The 16152-nt window shown below is 65.1% G+C and carries 18 protein-coding genes; 4 read left to right on the top strand and 14 right to left on the bottom strand.

All coding sequences use genetic code 11. The features are described 5' to 3' along the window. Window positions 1-35: 35 nt before the first annotated feature. The 10 genes from ACE3P0_RS00825 to ACE3P0_RS00780 form a co-directional block, all read right to left on the bottom strand. The gene (locus tag ACE3P0_RS00825; RefSeq protein ID WP_374398887.1) at window positions 36-1709 is read right to left on the bottom strand and encodes a thiamine pyrophosphate-binding protein; all 1674 of its coding nucleotides are present in this window, start codon (window positions 1707-1709) and stop codon (window positions 36-38) included. A 152-nt stretch (window positions 1710-1861) separates the two neighbouring features. Beyond that, window positions 1862-2020: a hypothetical protein gene (locus tag ACE3P0_RS00820; RefSeq protein ID WP_374398885.1), complete on the bottom strand. Its 159-nt coding sequence runs from the start codon at window positions 2018-2020 to the stop codon at window positions 1862-1864. A gap of 96 nt (window positions 2021-2116) precedes the next feature. Next, window positions 2117-3439: a CorA family divalent cation transporter gene (locus tag ACE3P0_RS00815; protein ID WP_374398883.1), complete on the bottom strand. Its 1323-nt coding sequence runs from the start codon at window positions 3437-3439 to the stop codon at window positions 2117-2119. A 351-nt stretch (window positions 3440-3790) separates the two neighbouring features. Beyond that, window positions 3791-3994, bottom strand: coding sequence for a cysteine-rich CWC family protein (locus ACE3P0_RS00810; RefSeq protein ID WP_374398881.1), 204 nt, complete (start codon window positions 3992-3994; stop codon window positions 3791-3793). Between the two features lie 54 nt (window positions 3995-4048). Beyond that, on the bottom strand, window positions 4049-5320 hold the full coding sequence (locus ACE3P0_RS00805; protein ID WP_374398878.1) for a TIGR03862 family flavoprotein: 1272 nt from the start codon (window positions 5318-5320) through the stop codon (window positions 4049-4051). 13 nt (window positions 5321-5333) lie between these two features. After that, window positions 5334-6635 (bottom strand): hemolysin family protein, encoded by a 1302-nt coding sequence (locus ACE3P0_RS00800; protein ID WP_374398876.1) that lies wholly within the window; start codon window positions 6633-6635, stop codon window positions 5334-5336. A gap of 98 nt (window positions 6636-6733) precedes the next feature. After that, complete coding sequence (locus tag ACE3P0_RS00795; protein ID WP_374398875.1) at window positions 6734-8221, bottom strand: ATP-binding protein; 1488 nt, start codon at window positions 8219-8221, stop codon at window positions 6734-6736. Beyond that, a complete protein-coding gene (locus tag ACE3P0_RS00790) occupies window positions 8218-9513 on the bottom strand; it encodes an HD-GYP domain-containing protein (protein WP_374398873.1) in 1296 nt (431 codons plus the stop codon). The genes ACE3P0_RS00795 and ACE3P0_RS00790 overlap by 4 nt, the downstream gene beginning before the upstream one ends. A gap of 83 nt (window positions 9514-9596) precedes the next feature. Next, a complete protein-coding gene (locus tag ACE3P0_RS00785; RefSeq protein ID WP_374398871.1) occupies window positions 9597-10076 on the bottom strand; it encodes an RES family NAD+ phosphorylase in 480 nt (159 codons plus the stop codon). Between the two features lie 3 nt (window positions 10077-10079). Continuing rightward, window positions 10080-10532, bottom strand: a complete 453-nt coding sequence (locus ACE3P0_RS00780) for an antitoxin Xre-like helix-turn-helix domain-containing protein (RefSeq protein WP_374398870.1) — start codon at window positions 10530-10532, stop codon at window positions 10080-10082. Window positions 10533-10729: 197 nt separating this feature from the next. Here ACE3P0_RS00780 and ACE3P0_RS00775 point away from each other — a divergent pair, with 197 nt between their 5' ends. Then, window positions 10730-11281, top strand: coding sequence for a lipocalin family protein (locus tag ACE3P0_RS00775; RefSeq protein ID WP_374398868.1), 552 nt, complete (start codon window positions 10730-10732; stop codon window positions 11279-11281). A 12-nt stretch (window positions 11282-11293) separates the two neighbouring features. Here the strand turns inward: ACE3P0_RS00775 and ACE3P0_RS00770 are convergent, their stop codons facing one another. The 3 genes from ACE3P0_RS00770 to ACE3P0_RS00760 all read right to left on the bottom strand — a co-directional run bounded on the left by ACE3P0_RS00770 (window position 11294) and on the right by ACE3P0_RS00760 (window position 13273). After that, window positions 11294-12109, bottom strand: a complete 816-nt coding sequence (locus tag ACE3P0_RS00770; protein ID WP_374398866.1) for a class III extradiol ring-cleavage dioxygenase — start codon at window positions 12107-12109, stop codon at window positions 11294-11296. 59 nt (window positions 12110-12168) lie between these two features. Beyond that, window positions 12169-12777, bottom strand: coding sequence for a glutathione transferase GstA (gene gstA / locus ACE3P0_RS00765; protein WP_374398864.1), 609 nt, complete (start codon window positions 12775-12777; stop codon window positions 12169-12171). A 76-nt stretch (window positions 12778-12853) separates the two neighbouring features. Continuing rightward, the gene (locus ACE3P0_RS00760; protein WP_374398863.1) at window positions 12854-13273 is read right to left on the bottom strand and encodes a DoxX family protein; all 420 of its coding nucleotides are present in this window, start codon (window positions 13271-13273) and stop codon (window positions 12854-12856) included. A gap of 116 nt (window positions 13274-13389) precedes the next feature. Between ACE3P0_RS00760 and ACE3P0_RS00755 the strand changes: the two genes are divergently transcribed. Next, entirely contained in the window at window positions 13390-14331 is a 942-nt protein-coding gene (locus tag ACE3P0_RS00755; RefSeq protein ID WP_374398861.1) for a LysR family transcriptional regulator, read from the top strand. A gap of 12 nt (window positions 14332-14343) precedes the next feature. Here the strand turns inward: ACE3P0_RS00755 and ACE3P0_RS00750 are convergent, their stop codons facing one another. Beyond that, a complete protein-coding gene (locus ACE3P0_RS00750) occupies window positions 14344-14688 on the bottom strand; it encodes a DUF2249 domain-containing protein (protein ID WP_172198532.1) in 345 nt (114 codons plus the stop codon). A gap of 171 nt (window positions 14689-14859) precedes the next feature. Here ACE3P0_RS00750 and otsB point away from each other — a divergent pair, with 171 nt between their 5' ends. Together otsB and ACE3P0_RS00740 are read left to right on the top strand one after the other, a co-directional pair. Next, window positions 14860-15597, top strand: coding sequence for a trehalose-phosphatase (gene otsB / locus ACE3P0_RS00745; RefSeq protein WP_374398858.1), 738 nt, complete (start codon window positions 14860-14862; stop codon window positions 15595-15597). 2 nt (window positions 15598-15599) lie between these two features. Beyond that, complete coding sequence (locus ACE3P0_RS00740; protein WP_374399352.1) at window positions 15600-16133, top strand: O-acetyl-ADP-ribose deacetylase; 534 nt, start codon at window positions 15600-15602, stop codon at window positions 16131-16133. The last annotated feature ends 19 nt before the right edge of the window (window positions 16134-16152 follow it).

Below are 16152 nucleotides of genomic sequence, written 5' to 3'. Positions count from 1 at the left end.
CCAGGGTTCCCGAAGCGCGGCAAGCGGCGCACTCATCAGCGCCGCTTCGATTGCCCCTTGATTTGCGTAATCGTCGCCGACGGGGTGATCACATCGGGGTTCGTACGCAGTTCGATCAGCGCCGGGCCACTCCCCGCGAGCGCGCGCTCGAAGGCTGGCGCAAAGTCCTCGGTTCGTGTCACCACTTCGCCCCTCGCACCGTAGGCACGCGCGAGCGCAGCAAAATCTGGGTTCGCCAGCTCGGTGCCCGAAACGCGGTCTGGAAACTCGCGTTCCTGATGCATCCGGATCGTGCCGTACATGCTGTTATTCACCACGATGAACACGACTGCCGCGCCGTATTTCACCGCCGTGGCGAATTCCTGCCCGTTCATCATGAAACAGCCATCGCCCGAGAAGGACACGACGATTCGCACTGGCTGCGCAATCTTGGCCGCTACCGCGGAGGGCGCGCCGTAACCCATCGAACCATTGGTCGGCGCCAACTGCGTGCCGAACTGGCGATAGCGATAGAAGCGATGCAGCCAGATCGCGTAGTTGCCCGCGCCGTTGGTCAGGATCGCGTCGGCCGGCAGGCGCTCGCGCAGCCAGCGCATCACCTCGCCCATCTGCAGCTCGCCCGGAGTGGCAGGCGGCTCGGTCCAGGCCAGGTAGTCGGCGCGCGCCGCTTCGGCGCTGCCAGCCCAGTTCAAACTCGCCGGTGGCACCAGCTCGCTCGCTGCTGCGGCGAATTCGGGGTAGCCGGCGTTGATCGGCAGATCCGCGGCGTATACGCGCCCGAGTTCGTCGATGCCCGCATGCACATGCACCAACGTCTGCTTCGGGCGCGGAATGTCGAGCAACGCATAGCCGCTGGTAGTGGATTCGCCCAGCCGCGGGCCGACCGCCAGCACCAGGTCCGCCTGACGTACCCGCGCGGCGAGCTTGGGGTTGATGCCCAGCCCAACGTCGCCCGCGTAGAGCGGATGCATGTTGTCGAACAGATCCTGGTAGCGGAAGGCGCAGGCCACCGGCAACTGCCAAGCCTCTGCGAAACGGCGGATGTCTGCACAGGCGGCCTCATTCCACCCGCGACCGCCCAGGATCATCAACGGGCGCTGAGCGGCGGCCAGCCGGCAGCGCAACTCGGCCATATCCGCTTGCGCCGGAGCCGGCATCACGCGCCGATACGGCTGCGGCTGTGCCACAGTGCAAGGCTCGTGCTGCATGTCTTCCGGCAACGCCAGCACGACCGGCCCGGGGCGGCCGGACGTCGCAATGTGGAAAGCGCGCGACACGAACTCGGGGATGCGCGACGCATCGTCGATCTGCGCCACCCACTTGGCCATCTGGCTATACATGCGGCGGTAATCGATTTCCTGAAAGGCCTCGCGTTCCAGCATGCCTCGCCCGACCTGGCCGACGAACAGGATCATCGGCGCCGAATCCTGAAACGCCGTATGCACGCCAACGGCCGCGTTGGTCGCGCCCGGCCCGCGCGTAACAAAGCAGATGCCGGGCTTGCCGGTGAGCTTGCCGTAGGCGTCCGCCATGTACGCAGCACCGCCTTCCTGCCGGCATACGACCAGCTTCAGCCGATCGCGCACGTCGTAGAGCGCATCGAGCACCGCAAGGTAGCTCTCGCCCGGCACGCAGTACGCCGTGTCGGCACCGTGGGTCAGCAAGGCATCGACCAGCGCGCGCGCGCCGGTAGGGTGAGCTTGGGTCATGAACGCTCCGTCAGAGGCGCAAAGTGCGCGCAGTCTGTGCGCATGGCGCCGCGGAGGCAGTCCGGAAAGAGACAAGAGATTGCGTACAGGCGTCGCGGCCCGTGGCCCTGCCCGGAAGGGTCATCGATACAGCTGCCGCCGTGCCGGACACGTCATGTCATGTGCTGCGTATGCCGGGCAGTGTGGTCCACATCGGCAACGTGCCTTCCGAGATTCACAGGAATGGTCAGGAAGGCGACCGTCATGACGACCAGCACCAAGCCGGTAGTCAATGACAGCATCTGCGTAAGGAACGGACTGTTCGTATTCATCTTCGGGACCTCCACAAGTGACAGAGGAATGGTCCGCCCACAACATTAAGCGCCACTTAAAGCGCGCCCGCCTGACACCGCAGGTTCGCGCCCCGTCTAGGCGGTCGCAGCCACCTTGGCCTTCAGAGCCTGCTTGGCTCGCCGAACCTCGGCGTATCGCAGTGCAACGTAAGTCCCCCAGCCGATCAATCCCATGCCGACGACAAAAGCGCCAAACGAAATCGGCCAAGGGATCCCCGCCGTCATCATCGAGAATTCCGACATCCCGCCGATTCCGGCAAGAATGTTGATCGGCATGAAGACCACGCCGAATACAGTCAGCTGCGATACACGACGGTTCTGGTTGATGTTGATGAAGCCGATCGTGGCGTCCATCAGGAAGTTGATCTTGTCGAACAGGAATGCGGTGTGACTGTTGAGTGATTCAATGTCGCGCAGGATCTGTTTGGCGTCTTCGATTTCTGCAGGTGACAGCATCTTGCAACGCATCATGAACGAGAGCGCGCGCTGGGTATCGAGAATGTTGCTGCGAATGCGCCCGTTGAGGTCTTCCTCCTCGGCAATATCGGCCAGGATGCCGGCCGCTTCCTCATCGCTGATCGTCTCGCTCAACACCTGGCGGCCCACCTTGCCCAGCGTGTTGTAGACGCCTTCCAGCGCATCAGCGGAGTACTCGACGTCGGCACCGTAAAGATCAAGCAGCACGTCCTTGCAGTCCGACACATAGCCCTGCTGCATCCGGGCCCTGCGCCGCTGAAGGCGGAACACCGGTAGTTCTTCGTTACGCACCGAAAACAGGATCTCGCCATGCAGCACAAACGCCACCGGCACGCTGCGGGAGTTGCCTTCGCGATCTAGCAGGAAGTTCGAATGCAGGTGAATTTCACCCGTTTCTTCAACATGAAAGCGCGAACTGACTTCAAGGTCGGTGGTGTCGCCTGAATCGGGCAGTACCAAGCCGAAGTGGGCCCCCACATAAGCACGCTCGGCGTCGCTGGCGTGGAAAAGATCAATCCAGATCGGCTGAATGCCTTCCAGATCCGCGCGGCATGTGATCGCCCGCTGGCGCAAGCGGCCATCGATCAGCTCGAATGCGTTGATCTGGCTCTCGGCAACCTCTACCGCGCGGACGAGACTGAGGCGGTCTCTCAGTTCGTCCGAAATCTCCCACAGCACTTCGCCGCGGCGCTCTTCCGGCAACTGTTGCCACAGGAATGCCGCATCCTCGAATCGCACGGAATCAAGTACCACACCGATGTCGGCCGCGGGCGTGCTTTCAAGGCGTTGCAGCACCTCGTTTAGGTGCTTGCGGTGAACGATCGCCTCAACAAGCGCCTGCCGGGCCATCGGCTGACTATGCACCAGCCCCTCGACGAGCTTGTGTTTGTTGAGCAGGCTGGTGATGTGTGCGAGGGACATTGCTACGTATCCGGGTAAATCGTCAGCGCCTCCAGGCGCTGATGTTGCAGGGTCGTCGGGAATCATGGGTTGGGCGTGCATCAGGCCAGATCATTGCTCGACGTATGCGCCCGCCAGGGCAAAGCCGCCAGGCACCAAACCCGCATGAAGCTGCACCCGAGCACCATACTCTGACCGGGAGCACGGCATGCAGACGTCCGTCAAATCAAATGCCGGTCAGTATTTCGCCGGCCGCCCGCCGGCAACTCAACGTGTTGGCGGCTGCACAACGGCCTAGTGCATCAGACCGATCACCCCGTGCAGCCCAAAATAGAGGCCAACAAGCAGGGTCGGCGTCCGTGGCTCGCCAACCTAGTCCTCGGCGCTCGTTGCACTGGCGCAGCGCGGGCACAGGCAGGCCTTGTTGCGCAGCTCGGCGGGCACACGAGCAAGCGCCTCGGGGCTGATCGCAGCCTTGGTGCACCAACACTCGACGTCGAGTCGCCCCGCCTGCGCCGGAGCGCAGGAATTTGCGCCGCCGCAGAGCGGGCATATCGCGTTAGGAAGGGCTTGCATGGCGACCTCTTTCAAAGAAACCGTGGCCGATTCCAGCCCGGACGGCCAATCCGATCAGACCTCGCCGACCGGCCCAGCGATTGCCAGCAACCCGAGCCAGGCAAGCACGCTGCGCGCTGCGGCCCGCCCGGTTGCAAAACACCCGGTCAGCAGATAGCCGCCCGTTGGTGCTTCCCAATCGAGCATTTCGCCGGCACAAAACACACCAGGCAGCGCTTCGAGCATCAACCCCTGGGTCATCGCCTCGAAACGCACACCACCGGCGCTACTGATCGCTTCGTCGATCGGCCGCGGTGCCAGCAGGCGAATCGGCAAGGCCTTGATCGCCGCTGCGAGCGCGTCGGCGTTATCGTAGGTTTCGCGCGGCGTGCATTCGCGCAGCAGGCCGGCCTTCACGCCGGCGATGCCGACGCGGCTTTGCAGATGGCTCGCCATCGAGCGCGAACCGCGCGGGTGGGCCACCTCTGCCCTGACCCGCTCAAGGCTTTTGCCGGGCGCCAGATCGAGGTGCAACGTGGCACTGCCAAGCTGAGCAATCGCGTCGCGCAAAGGCGCCGACAGAGCGTAGATCAGGCTGCCTTCCAGCCCGCTCGCGCTGACGACGAGCTCGCCCTGCCGCTGCCATTCACGCCCGGCCGCATCGCGAAAATGAGCGATAACCGCCTTCACCGGCTCGCCGGCAAAGCGCTCGCGGAAATGTTCGCTCCAGCCCGCTTCAAATCCGCAGTTGGCCGGCACCAGCGGCGCCACGTCGACACCGCGCGCCTGCAGCCATGGCACCCAGGCGCCGTCGGAACCCAACCGTGCCCAGCTGCCACCGCCCAGCGCGAGCACCACGGCGTCGGCATGCTGGCTGCGCTCGCCGTCCGGCGTCGTAAGGCGCAGCGTGCCGTCGGCGCCCCAGCCCGTCCAGCGATGCCGCACATGGATGCGCACGCCTTGCTCGCGCAGCCGATGCAGCCACGCGCGCAGCAGCGGCGCGGCCTTCATGTCGGTCGGAAATACACGGCCCGAGCTGCCGACGAAGGTATCAACGCCAAGCTGGTGGATCCAGCTGCGCAGCGCGTCGGGCGCGAAGGCATCGATGATCGGCGTCATCGCCTCGCGCCGCGCACCGTAACGACCAAGGAAAGGCTCACGCGGCTCGGAATGCGTGATGTTCATGCCGCCCTTGCCTGCCATCAGGAACTTGCGGCCGACCGAGGGCATTGCCTCGAAGAGATCGACGTTCACGCCCGCCTGCGACAGCACTTCGGCCGCCATCAATCCGGCCGGGCCGCCGCCGATGATGGCGACTTGCGGGCGCATGCCCGCGATTTCGGTCATCACACCGCGCCGTTCAGCCGTCGGCTTCTTCGCCGAGGCCCAGCCGGCTCGCGAGAATCTTGTCGATGCGCTTGCCGTCCATATCGACCACCTCAAAGCGCCAGCCGCCCCACTCGATCGCGTCCGCCGTATGCGGCAGGCGGCCCAGCAGCAGCATCACCATGCCCGAGAGGGTGTGGTAACGGCCCTTGTCTTCCTCAGGCACTTCCTTGAGTTCAAGGCGATCCTTGAGCTCAGGCACCGGAATCAGGCCATCGAGCAACCAGCTGCCGTCGTCACGCTGCACCGCCCAGGCGTCATCCACATCGCGCGGCTTGAATTCGCCGGTCACGGCTTCGAGCAAGTCCTGCAGCGTGACGATACCCTGCACTTCGCCGTACTCATCGATCAGGAACACCATCTGCGAGGCCGAGGCCTTGAAGTGCTCCAGCAACTCCATGCCCGTAAGCGTTTCGGGCACGAACACGCAGGGCTGCAGATGTTTCTCGAAATCCGGCTTCTCGCCGCGCAAGGTCTGGCCGAGGATCTGCTTTGCGTGCACTACACCGACAAGGTGATCGAGGCCGCCACGACAGACCGGGAAGCGCGTGTATTCCGAGCCCGCGACATGGTGCAGATTCTGTTCGAGCGGCTGCTCAAGGTCGATGTAGACGATGTCAGCCCGAGGCACCATCAGCGAGCCGATCTCGCGCTCATCGAGCCGGAACACGTTGCGCACCATCTCATGCTCGCGCGTCTCGATCACGCCGGACTCGGAGCCCTCTTCCAGCATCAGGTGGATTTCTTCTTCGGTCAGCGCCGGGCCGCCGTTGCGGTCGATACCAAACAGGCGCAGCAGGGCATCGGTGGAAAAGGTCAGCAGGCGCACGAAGGGGCGCGTCAGCAGCGCGAGGCCTTCCATCGGCCGCGCGACGATGCGGGCGATCAGCTCGGGGTTGCTCTGGCCGATGCGCTTGGGCACCAGTTCGCCAACCACGATGGAGATGTAGGTCACAACCAGCACGACCAGCGCCGTGGAGCCGATTTCCGCAATGCGGTCCTGCAGGCCGAGGGTTTCGAGCCACTTGGCAAGCGGCGCCGCGAATACCGATTCACCGACGATACCGTTGAGGATGCCGATCGAAGTGATACCGATCTGGATCGTCGAGAGGAAGCGCGTTGGCTCCTCGCCCAGCCGCACCGCCGCCTCTGCGTTTGCATCACCGTCCGCCGCCAGCTTGGCAAGGCGCGCCTTGCGGGCCGTGACCAGTGCGATTTCGGACATCGCAAACAAGCCGTTGATAACGATCAGGCCAATCAGCAGGAAGAATTCCATCGAGTCGTGACAACTCCAAAGCGGCGTTTACAGCAGCCGCGAAGCCTGCATTTTAGCCGGCCCGGCGCGAACGCGCTCCGTTCATGCGGTTCAGCGCGCTAATCGTCGAGGATTTCGTAGCGTTCCATCGTTGTCGGCAAGCTCAGCACGAAGGTACTGCCCTGCCCCGGAACGCTGGTCACCGTGATGTCGCCGCCCATCAGGTTGGCGAGCTTGCGTGAGTGCGCAAGCCCGAGCCCGGTGCCTTCCACCTCGTTGCGACTCGCGCCGACGCGGGTGAAGGGTTCGAAGATGCGCGCCAGATCGCCGGCCTCGATACCGACGCCGGTATCGGCGAAATGCAGCTTCAGCAAGGCGGCGTCCGGCTGGGCGCTAACCGTCAGCGTGCCGCCCGGCCGGTTGTACTTGCAGCCGTTCGAGATCAGGTTGATCACAATCTGGCGAGTGCGCCGGCGATCGGCGCAGACAGTCGCCTCCGCGCTCAGGGCGTGAGAGAGCGTCACGCCGTAACGCGCGGCGACTGGCGCAGTCATCGTGAAACACTCGTCGAGCAAGGCGTCGAGCGCCAGCACTTCCGGGTGCAGGTCGACGCGGCCAGCCTCCACCTGTGCGAGGTCGAGCACATCGCCGATCAGCTCCAGCAGATGCTGGCCGGCGCTGTAGATGTGTTGCGCGAACTCCGCCTCGGCTGGCGGCAGATCGGCCCGCAAAAAATCGGCGAAACCAAGGATTGCATTGAGCGGTGTCTTCAGCTCGTGGTTCATCGACGCGATGAACGCAGATTTGGCTTGATTCGCGCGATCCGACGCCTCGCGCGCCGCCACCAGCGCGGCTTCGTAACGCTTGGAGTCCGTCACATCCGAGAACGTGTACAGACGCCCGACCGGGCGTTTGCGCAGCCACTGTGGGCGTGCCGCGCATTCGATGAAGCGGCCGTCGGTCAACACCAGCGTGAGCACGCTATCCGCCTGCGGGTCATCCGCCACCGCGGCGAGCAAGGCGCGCCACGCGATCGGGTCGGATAGCTGTTCGCTGACTGCGGCCATCACGCCGGGGCCGTCGACCTCGCGCCCCGCAATGCCGAACATGTTCGCGAATCGGCGATTGAAGTTACGCAGCGCACCGGAGAGATCCGTCACCAGCACGCCATCGGCAATTGATTCAAGCGTGGCGGCGAGCAACGAAGCAAGCTCGGCTGCCTCATCAACCCGCGCGACCTCGGCCGACACATCGCTGAGGTTCAACGCGATCAGAGGGGATTCATACCCCCCCAGCACGCGGATCTGTTTCTCAACGTGCACCGTGGTGCCGCTCGCATGCCGGTAGGCACCGGGCACCCGGTCGGCGTCGCGCACCTGGCCCGATGCGACCTCCTCCCAGAAAAACATGTCTTCCAGACTGACCTCGAAGTCGCTGATCGATCGCCCGAGCAAACTGCCGTGGTCCACCCCAAGCAAACGGCCTGCGGCAGCGTTGGCAAAGACGATACAGCGCGCAGCGGCCGAGACAAGCAGCATCGGCGTGCCACCAGCACGCGCCACGCAGTCGAGCATCAACGCATCGGGAACCGCAGGCTGCACGCTCATGTTCCGCCCGTTCCGCCGGGTTCGGCATCGAAGTAGTAGGTCACGCGGCGGCGTGGCGAGAGGTAATCGAACACCGGGCGGGGCAACTGCTGCGGCTTGAGTGTGCGCGCAACCGTGACATCGGGCTCCTGCTCCAGATCGACGAGGATTGCCTCCTCTTTCGGCACTGCGGGGTCATACACCAGCAGCGTAGGTTTGAGGGGGCGCGTGCTGTTCACCGACACGACGATACCGATGGTTTCGTTCGACAACACCACGATCGACCCCGGCGGATACACGCCCATGCAGCGGATGAACACCGACAGCGCGTTGGCATCGAAGTGCGCGCGCTGCTGGGCGTACATCACCGACAGCGCCTCGTGCGGGGTCATCGCCTTGGCCGGGTTCGGCGGGTTGCACAGGTTGTCGTAGGCATTGACGATCGTGACGATGCGCGCCAGCAGCGAGATCTGGTTGCCCTGCAGCCCCCGCGGATAGCCGCTGCCGTCTGCGTGCTCGTGATGCTGCGCGACCACCGTCATGACTGCGCCGCTGAGTTCGAGCTTTTTGCCGATCTCCAGCCCGTAGATCACATGCTGCTGCATCAACTGCTGTTCGGCATGCGTCAGCGGATCGGTCTTGCGCACCACTTTGTCCGGGATCTCGACCTTGCCGATGTCGTGGAACAGCGCACCCACGCCCAGCGATTTGATCGCCTCGGCCGGCGCCTTGAGTTCCTTCGCCAGCATCATTGCCAGCACGGCAACGTTGAGCGAGTGGAAGTACACGTCCTCGTTGCCGGCCTTGTCGTTCATCAGCGTGATCGCGACATCCGCCTCGGTCAGCATCGAATCGACCATCGTCTCGGCCAGGCCGCGCGCCGCTTCGTATGACTCTTTCGGGCGTGCAAACAGGTTCTGCGTGATCGACTTGATCGCCTTGGCGGCGCTCTGGAATTCCCGCTCGCAGGCGTTCACCCGCGTGCGCTGTTCGCTCAGCCGCTGCATGCGCTCGCGCTTGGCCTTGTATGCCGGGTCATCCTCCTTCGACAGCGCGGGCGGTGGCGGCGGCGAGATTGCACCTGTCGGCTGCGCGAGCGGTTCCGACTCGCTCTTCGATGGCGAGTAGCGGATGCGTTCAAGCCCGAGCGACTGCAGCGTCGCGATCTGGTCGAGGCTCTTGATCTTGAAGCTGGAGAAAGTGAACGGGTGGTCCATCCACGACAGGTCGAGGTGGATGTGCAACCCGATGCACAGTTGCTGCGGGGTAATGAAGTGGTCCTTCGATTGGTCGTCGCGCTCCAACGCCATCATCCGTCATCCGGGTTACTGGGGTACGGAGGTACTTACGGCACGCAGGCGCCAGAACTGAAGCCCGATGCGGCGCAGAGGGGCCCTCAGCGCGTGCTGCGCTGGCGCCGGATGAGGCGCAGATCGGTGATGAATTCGAGCGGCGCTCCGACCTGGATCTGATTGAACGCGGGGTGCTGCGGATTGAGCAGGTAATTGGTCTCGGACGGGATCACCGCGCTCGGCACGGCCAGCACCGGGCTGCGCGCGCTGCGTGCCCACTCGGTGCCGATCTGCTGCAGGTGTTCGCGTGCGCTCAATTCACGCCAGCCCTCGGGCAGGCTGTTCGCCGCCAGCCGTTCGATCGGCAGGTCAGCGGGAACGAAGGCCGGGATCATCACGTAGCGGGCGCGCAGCGGATCGTCCTGCACCAGCAGTTCGAGCATCGCGAGCGATTGCGTCGCCGCCGTGTAGACCATCGGCACATGCTTGCGATTCCAGCGCCCGCCGTACAACCGCGCGCCCTCGCCGCTGAAGGCCGTATCCGCGAAACGCGCGGTGACCAGCCGCCAGACGGTGAGCGTCATCGGTCAGGCAAACACGCCGTGTTCGATCCGCCCCAGCGTATCCAGCACGCTCTCGGCACCGATGTCGGTATCCAGCAGCGACATCGGCGTGGCACCACACAGCGCGGCGTTGGGCGACTTGAGCCAATCGAGCGCGACGTCGAGATCCTCGAAGACCTCCTCCGCCCGCTCCACCACCCGCGCCAGCCGCACCACCTTGGCGGATTCTTCGCTGTTGAGCAGGCCTTCACGTTTGCGTCGAGCCAGCGTGCGCTCAGGGATACCGAGCGAACCCGCCAGTTCCGCCTGCGTCAGCTGGATCATGCGGGCGAGCGATTCCACCGCCTGCGCCGGAATGCCGTGGCGGATCAGGCTCACCCACTCCAGCGGTGTGCGCGGCACGCTCTGCAAGACGCCATGCCCACCAAGCAGGCCTTGAATCGACAGGTCTTCTCGCTGCAACGCGGCTGAACTCATGCTGCACCACCTTTCGCCATATGGCATTCAATATAGTCAAAAATGGCACAAACAACAAGATGGAGGCGGCCGGTATGATCGCCCGGGTCAGCCCGCGTGCCGATGCGATGTGATGCCGATGCACCGCCCGCGGAACGTTTTCCAGCACACCCGATCGAATCGACGCCTCTTTCGCAACCCACACCCGCGAGCCAAGCATGTCCAGCCTACGTTGCATTTCGCTCCGCCGTTTACTTCTGCCGCTCGTCGCCGTGGTACTGGCCGGGTGCGCCACCTCGCCGCCGGAAGGCATTTCGTCGATCGCGCCCTTCGACGCGGCCCGCTACACCGGCAAGTGGTACGAAATCGCACGCCTTGACCATTCATTCGAGCGCGGGCTCTCCGACGTGAGCGCTCGCTACCGCCAGCAAGCCGATGGCAGCATTGAAGTGATCAACCGCGGTTTCGACTCCGACAAGAACGACTGGCGCGAAGCGGTGGGGCGCGCGCTGTTCATCGGCGACACCAACCGGGCCTCGCTCAAAGTGTCGTTCTTCGGCCCTTTTTACGGCGGCTACCACGTCGTCCGGCTTGATACGGATTACCGCTGGGCGATGGTGGTCGGGCCCAGCCGCGATTACCTGTGGATTCTGGCGCGCGACAAACAGCTGGCACCGGAGATCCGCGAACAGCTGCTCCGCGACGCCCGTACGCTTGGCTTATCGACCGATCAGCTCGTCTGGGTCACGCACACCCGCAGCGACGGCTGACGGCTGCGCCGTTCAAGCCGCTGCGGGCATCCAGCGCCAGCTGTCCATCGCCAGCGCCGGGCCGTCGAATACCGAGAGAAAGCGCTCCACGCGCGCGTTCTCGCCCGCCGCACCCAGCGCCACGAACAAGGGCAGGAAGTGCTCCGGGCTTGGGTGGGCACGCAGCGCATCCGGCGCGCGTTGGGTCCAGTCGAGCAGATCGTCGACGCGGCGCGCCTCGATCGCGTCGGCAACCCAGTCGTCGAATGCCTTCACGTAAGGCATCGGTTCGACCGACTGCCCCAGCAGATCCGGGCGACGGAAGGCGTCGCGCAGATTGTGCGTGGTATGGCCGGAGGCGACGATCAGCACGTTGTCGGCCGTCAGCGGCGCGAGCGCCTTGCCCACCGCGAAGTGGTGCCGTGCGCACAGCTCCGGCTGCACCGACAACTGGATCACCGGCACATCGGCCTTAGGGAACATGTGCAGCAAAGGCACCCAGGCACCGTGGTCGAGCCCACGCGCACCGTCGATGCCAGCCGTGAGCCCGGCCTCGCGCAGCAGCCCCCGCGCCTGCTCGGCCAGTGCCGGTGCGCCCGCGGCCGGGTAGCGCAAGCGGTAGAGCGCGTCCGGGAACCCGCCGAAATCGTGAATCGTCGGCGGCGCCTCGGCCCCGGTCAGCATCGGGATGCCGGTGTTCCAGTGCGCCGATACCGCGACGATCGCGCGCGGCCGCGGCAAGGTTTCACCGAGCTTCGCCCAGGCGCGCGCCGCATCGCTGTCGAGCATTGCGTGCAGGGGCGAACCATGCGAGAGGAAGAGGACGGACTGGGCGGCTGCGGTGTTCATGATCGTTTCCTGAATGATTGGGCGCAGGCCGACCCGACCCGCGCCTCGATTGCAACGGCTTACTTCAGCAGGCCTTCGGCGCGCAGCGCCGCCTGCACCGCCGGGCGAGCCGCCACGCGGGCATGGAACGCGGCCAGCGCCGGCCACTGTGCGAGGTCGATGCCAACCCACTGGCACCAGTTGATGACGGTGAAGAGGTAGCCGTCCGCCACGGTGAACTGCGCGCCGGTCAGGTAATCCTTACCCTGCAGCTGGCTCGCCAAATAGTCGAAGCGCTTGGCGAGCAGCGCCTTGGCGCCGTCCTTGGTTTCGGCCGGCGCGTTCGGGTTGAACAGCGCGCCGAAGGTCTTGTGCAGTTCGGAGTTGATGAAGGTCAGCCACTCCTGCAGGCGATAGCGCGCCATCGTGCCGTTGGCCGGCGCGAGGCCGCTTTCCGGCTTCTGGTCGGCGATGTACTGCACGATCGCCGGGCCTTCGGTGAGGATCTCGCCATCGTCGAGCTGAACCGTCGGCACATAGCCCTTCGGGTTGATCGCGGTGAAGTCGCCGCCGTCGGCCAACTGCTTGGTCTTCAGATCCACCTTCACCAGTTCCACCGGCAGGCCGGCTTCGCGCAAGGCGATATGCGGTGACAGGGAGCAGGCGCCAGGCGAGAAGAACAGTTTCATTTGAGTCTCTCCGTTGAGTTGGGGTTGGGGCTTGGGGTCTGGAGCCGGGCGGCATTACCGCCCGGGTGGTTCAAATTCAGGCAAAAGCAGGGGTGCTGACCGGCTTGCGGGCATCCAGCGCAAAGGCACCGGCACCAAGTAGCGCCTGCACAAAGGTCGCCACCGTCAGGAAGGCCGGATATTCCCAGCCGCCGTTAGGCGCGGTAAAGGCCCAACCGTTCCCTGCATGGGCCCAGGTGGCACCGAGCAAGACCGGGATCAGCGCCGTCGCGACCAGCCGGGTACGCCAGCCGAGCAACAACGCGATGCCGCCGAACAATTCCGCCGCGAACACCGGGTAGGCAAGGAAGCCCGGCAGGCCCAGCGAAGCGAAGAAGGCCGCGGTACCCGGCAGCGTGAACACGAGCAGCTTGAGCAGCGCATGCGCGATGAACATCAGGCCGAGGCTGATGCGTAGAACAAAGCTTCCGATCTGGGTGGTCTGTTGGTTTTCCATGATGACTCTCCTGTGTGGGGTTCGCGTGATGCGATGGAGTGAAGTCTGCCGCCAACACAAATCGGGATAAAGTATCTGAACTGCAATTGTTTATTGCGCTAAACGGGATAGTTGGCATGGACCGTATCGAAGCGATGACGATCTTCACGAAGGTGGTGGAGCAAGGCAGTTTCGCCGCCGCGGCTGAAAGCCTGAACCGCTCGACCTCGGCCGTGTCGCGCCAGGTGGCGCAGCTTGAAGCCTTGCTTGATGCCCGCTTGCTGCACCGGACCACCCGCCGCCTCTCGCTGACCGAAAACGGCCGCGCCTACTACGAGCGTTGCGTGCAATTGCTGGCCGACATCGCCGAGGCCGAAGAACTCGCCGGCGCGCGCGACCCGACGCCGCGCGGCACCCTGCGGCTGACCGCACCGATCAGCTTCGGCGTGAGCCACCTGGCACCCGCCATTGCCGCCTATCTGGCGCGCTACCCGGCAGTGCGCGTCGACGTGGCGCTGTCAGACCGTCAGGTGGATCTGGTGGAAGAAGGGCTGGATCTCGCGATCCGCGTCGGCGAGGTGGGCAGCCAGACCCTGGTCGCACGGCCGATCGGCGAGGCGCGGCTGATGATCGCGGCCGCCCCCGCCTATCTTGCAGCGAATGGCGAACCCCGCCATCCGGACGATCTGGCGCAGCACGCCTGCCTGACTTACGCCTACGCCTCGGAGGGCTTGAACTGGGTATTTCGCAGCGCCGCCGGCGAACGCATCAAGGTGCCGGTGCGCGGCCCGGCGCACGCCAACAACGGCCCGCTGCTGGCCGAGCTGGCAGCCCAGGGGCTGGGCCTCACCTCGGCGCCGGATTTCATACTGCAACCGCTGATCGACAGCGGCCGCCTGCTCGAAGTGCTGGGCGACTGGCGCCCCCAGCCGCTGACGATCTACGCGGTGTATCCGACACGGCGCCACCTGTCGGCCGCGGTGCGCGGCTTCGTCGGCCACCTGCGCGACTGGCTCTCAAACGCGTGCCCGGAAAGCAAACGGACGCCCCGGCTCACACCGGAACGCCCGCCAATTTGAGGCCAGCAGCGCTCAGTTACCGCAACCGCAACCACCGGCACCGTTACCGCCGCAACCACCGCCAGCGCTCTGCTGCGCGGCCGCTTCGGCGTAAGCGCCGAGTTGCACACGGAAGTCGATCACGATGTTGCCCGGCTCACGCGCGACGTAGTCGATCTTGATCTGGTCGCCATAGCGGTGGCGGATCTGATCCAGCAGGGGCAGCGGGTCGTGGTCGTTCTGGAAGCGCATCACGTCGCCATCGTTGAGCGACTCGAGCGCGCCGAAGATCGCGGCATGGCGGAAACGCTTGGAAATGGCACGCGCATCAAAACCGAAAACGCCGTTTTCTTGCGCAAGGGTGTCGGAGCACGACATGGATCACCTCTTGGGGTTCGTTGGGGTGGCGCCAGTTTCGCGGCGCGCCGGCTTTGTTTCCTTGAGCCGGAACAAGCGGCCGGACGCGCTGTCAGGGATAATGCACACCCAGTTTCCCCGGCAAGCGTCTATACCCAGAAGAGCGCGCACGCCAAGCAAGGACGACCCCCGATGCCAACACAAGCCCCCCCGCGCCTCTCCGCAGACGCCCTCGCCTTCTTTCTCGATTTCGACGGCACGCTGGTTCCGTTCGATAAACCGGACGAGACCGTACCGCTGGTCGACGACGGCCTGCGCTCGCTGCTGACCGAGCTGCGCAATCGCGCCGACGGCGCGCTCGCCATGGTCAGCGGCCGCAGCATTGAAGTGATCGACAGCCTGTTCGAACCGCTGCGCCTGGCCGCTGCCGGCGAGCACGGCGCCGAATGGCGCTTCACCCCGCACGCCACGCGCGAACAGCTGGTGCCGCCGCCGGGCCTGGTCACCGCCCACGCGGCTTGCGAACAGTTCGCCAACCACACGCTGGGGGTGCGCTTCGAACGCAAAGCCCTGTCGATGGTGCTGCACTTCCATCGCCACCCGGAACTGCGCGAGGCTGCAGCCAAAGCCGCCGAATCGGGCTGCCTGCCCGGCAGCGGCGTGCGCGTCATGCACGCCCGCGGCATGGTCGAGGTCAAACCGGTGGAAGCGAGCAAGGGCGTTGCGATCAACCGTTTCATGCAGGCCTTCCCCTTTGCCGGGCGCAAGCCGGTGTTCATCGGCGACGACATCACTGACGAGGATGGCTTCCTCGCCGTCAATGCGCTCGACGGTGTATCGATCAAGGTCGGCGCCGGCAACTCGCACGCGCGCTACCGCCTGCCGGACGAAGACGCGGTGCGCGACTGGCTGGAGCAACTGCTCGATTGAGCGTGACGCAAGCGGGCGCGCCGGAATCCCGCCTGCTCATCTGGCGCGGGGACATCACCACGCTGGCCGTTGACGCCATCGTGAATGCCGCCAACAGCAGCCTGCTCGGCGGCGGTGGCGTAGATGGCGCGATCCACCGCGCCGCCGGGCCGCAGCTGCGCCAGCACTGCGCGGGCCTCGGCGGCTGCCGCACCGGTGAAGCACGCATAACCCCCGGCTTCGCGCTAGCCGCACGCCATGTGCTACATACCGTCGGCCCGGTGTGGCGCGGCGGGCGGGAGGGTGAGGTCGATCAGCTGACAGCCTGCTACCGTGCCTGCTTCGCGCTGGCTGAAGCACATCAGCTCAACACCCTCGCCTTCCCGGCAATCAGCTGCGGCATCTACGGCTTTCCGCCCGAACTCGCGGCCCCCATCGCGGTACGCGAATCGCTCACCGCACTCGCGAGCCGCGATACGCTCCGTGTCACGCTGGTCGCCTTCGATGCCGGGATGGCGGCGCTCTTCGCCCAAGCCCTCTCGGGCCAGCACCGGTAGACAAACTCAGCGAGCACCA

Origin of the sequence: Niveibacterium sp. (genome assembly GCF_041909475.1) — a bacterium.
GTDB lineage: Bacteria > Pseudomonadota > Gammaproteobacteria > Burkholderiales > Rhodocyclaceae > Niveibacterium.
This window is presented reverse-complemented; position numbering and strand designations above follow the sequence as displayed.

Excerpts from the sequence above, each read along its gene's own strand:
- ACE3P0_RS00755 (WP_374398861.1), top strand. The coding sequence starts at position 13,390 with ATGGACCGTATCGAAGCGATGACGATCTTCACGAAGGTGGTGGAGCAA.
- ACE3P0_RS00760 (WP_374398863.1), bottom strand. The coding sequence starts at position 13,273 with ATGGAAAACCAACAGACCACCCAGATCGGAAGCTTTGTTCTACGCATC.
- otsB (WP_374398858.1), top strand. The coding sequence starts at position 14,860 with ATGCCAACACAAGCCCCCCCGCGCCTCTCCGCAGACGCCCTCGCCTTC.
- ACE3P0_RS00825 (WP_374398887.1), bottom strand. The coding sequence starts at position 1,709 with ATGACCCAAGCTCACCCTACCGGCGCGCGCGCGCTGGTCGATGCCTTG.
- ACE3P0_RS00805 (WP_374398878.1), bottom strand. The coding sequence starts at position 5,320 with ATGACCGAAATCGCGGGCATGCGCCCGCAAGTCGCCATCATCGGCGGC.
- ACE3P0_RS00790 (WP_374398873.1), bottom strand. The coding sequence starts at position 9,513 with ATGATGGCGTTGGAGCGCGACGACCAATCGAAGGACCACTTCATTACC.
- ACE3P0_RS00810 (WP_374398881.1), bottom strand. The coding sequence starts at position 3,994 with ATGCAAGCCCTTCCTAACGCGATATGCCCGCTCTGCGGCGGCGCAAAT.
- ACE3P0_RS00750 (WP_172198532.1), bottom strand. The coding sequence starts at position 14,688 with ATGTCGTGCTCCGACACCCTTGCGCAAGAAAACGGCGTTTTCGGTTTT.
- ACE3P0_RS00815 (WP_374398883.1), bottom strand. The coding sequence starts at position 3,439 with ATGTCCCTCGCACACATCACCAGCCTGCTCAACAAACACAAGCTCGTC.
- ACE3P0_RS00795 (WP_374398875.1), bottom strand. The coding sequence starts at position 8,221 with ATGAGCGTGCAGCCTGCGGTTCCCGATGCGTTGATGCTCGACTGCGTG.
- ACE3P0_RS00785 (WP_374398871.1), bottom strand. The coding sequence starts at position 10,076 with ATGACGCTCACCGTCTGGCGGCTGGTCACCGCGCGTTTCGCGGATACG.
- ACE3P0_RS00775 (WP_374398868.1), top strand. The coding sequence starts at position 10,730 with ATGTCCAGCCTACGTTGCATTTCGCTCCGCCGTTTACTTCTGCCGCTC.
- ACE3P0_RS00770 (WP_374398866.1), bottom strand. The coding sequence starts at position 12,109 with ATGAACACCGCAGCCGCCCAGTCCGTCCTCTTCCTCTCGCATGGTTCG.
- gstA (WP_374398864.1), bottom strand. The coding sequence starts at position 12,777 with ATGAAACTGTTCTTCTCGCCTGGCGCCTGCTCCCTGTCACCGCATATC.
- ACE3P0_RS00800 (WP_374398876.1), bottom strand. The coding sequence starts at position 6,635 with ATGGAATTCTTCCTGCTGATTGGCCTGATCGTTATCAACGGCTTGTTT.
- ACE3P0_RS00820 (WP_374398885.1), bottom strand. The coding sequence starts at position 2,020 with ATGAATACGAACAGTCCGTTCCTTACGCAGATGCTGTCATTGACTACC.
- ACE3P0_RS00780 (WP_374398870.1), bottom strand. The coding sequence starts at position 10,532 with ATGAGTTCAGCCGCGTTGCAGCGAGAAGACCTGTCGATTCAAGGCCTG.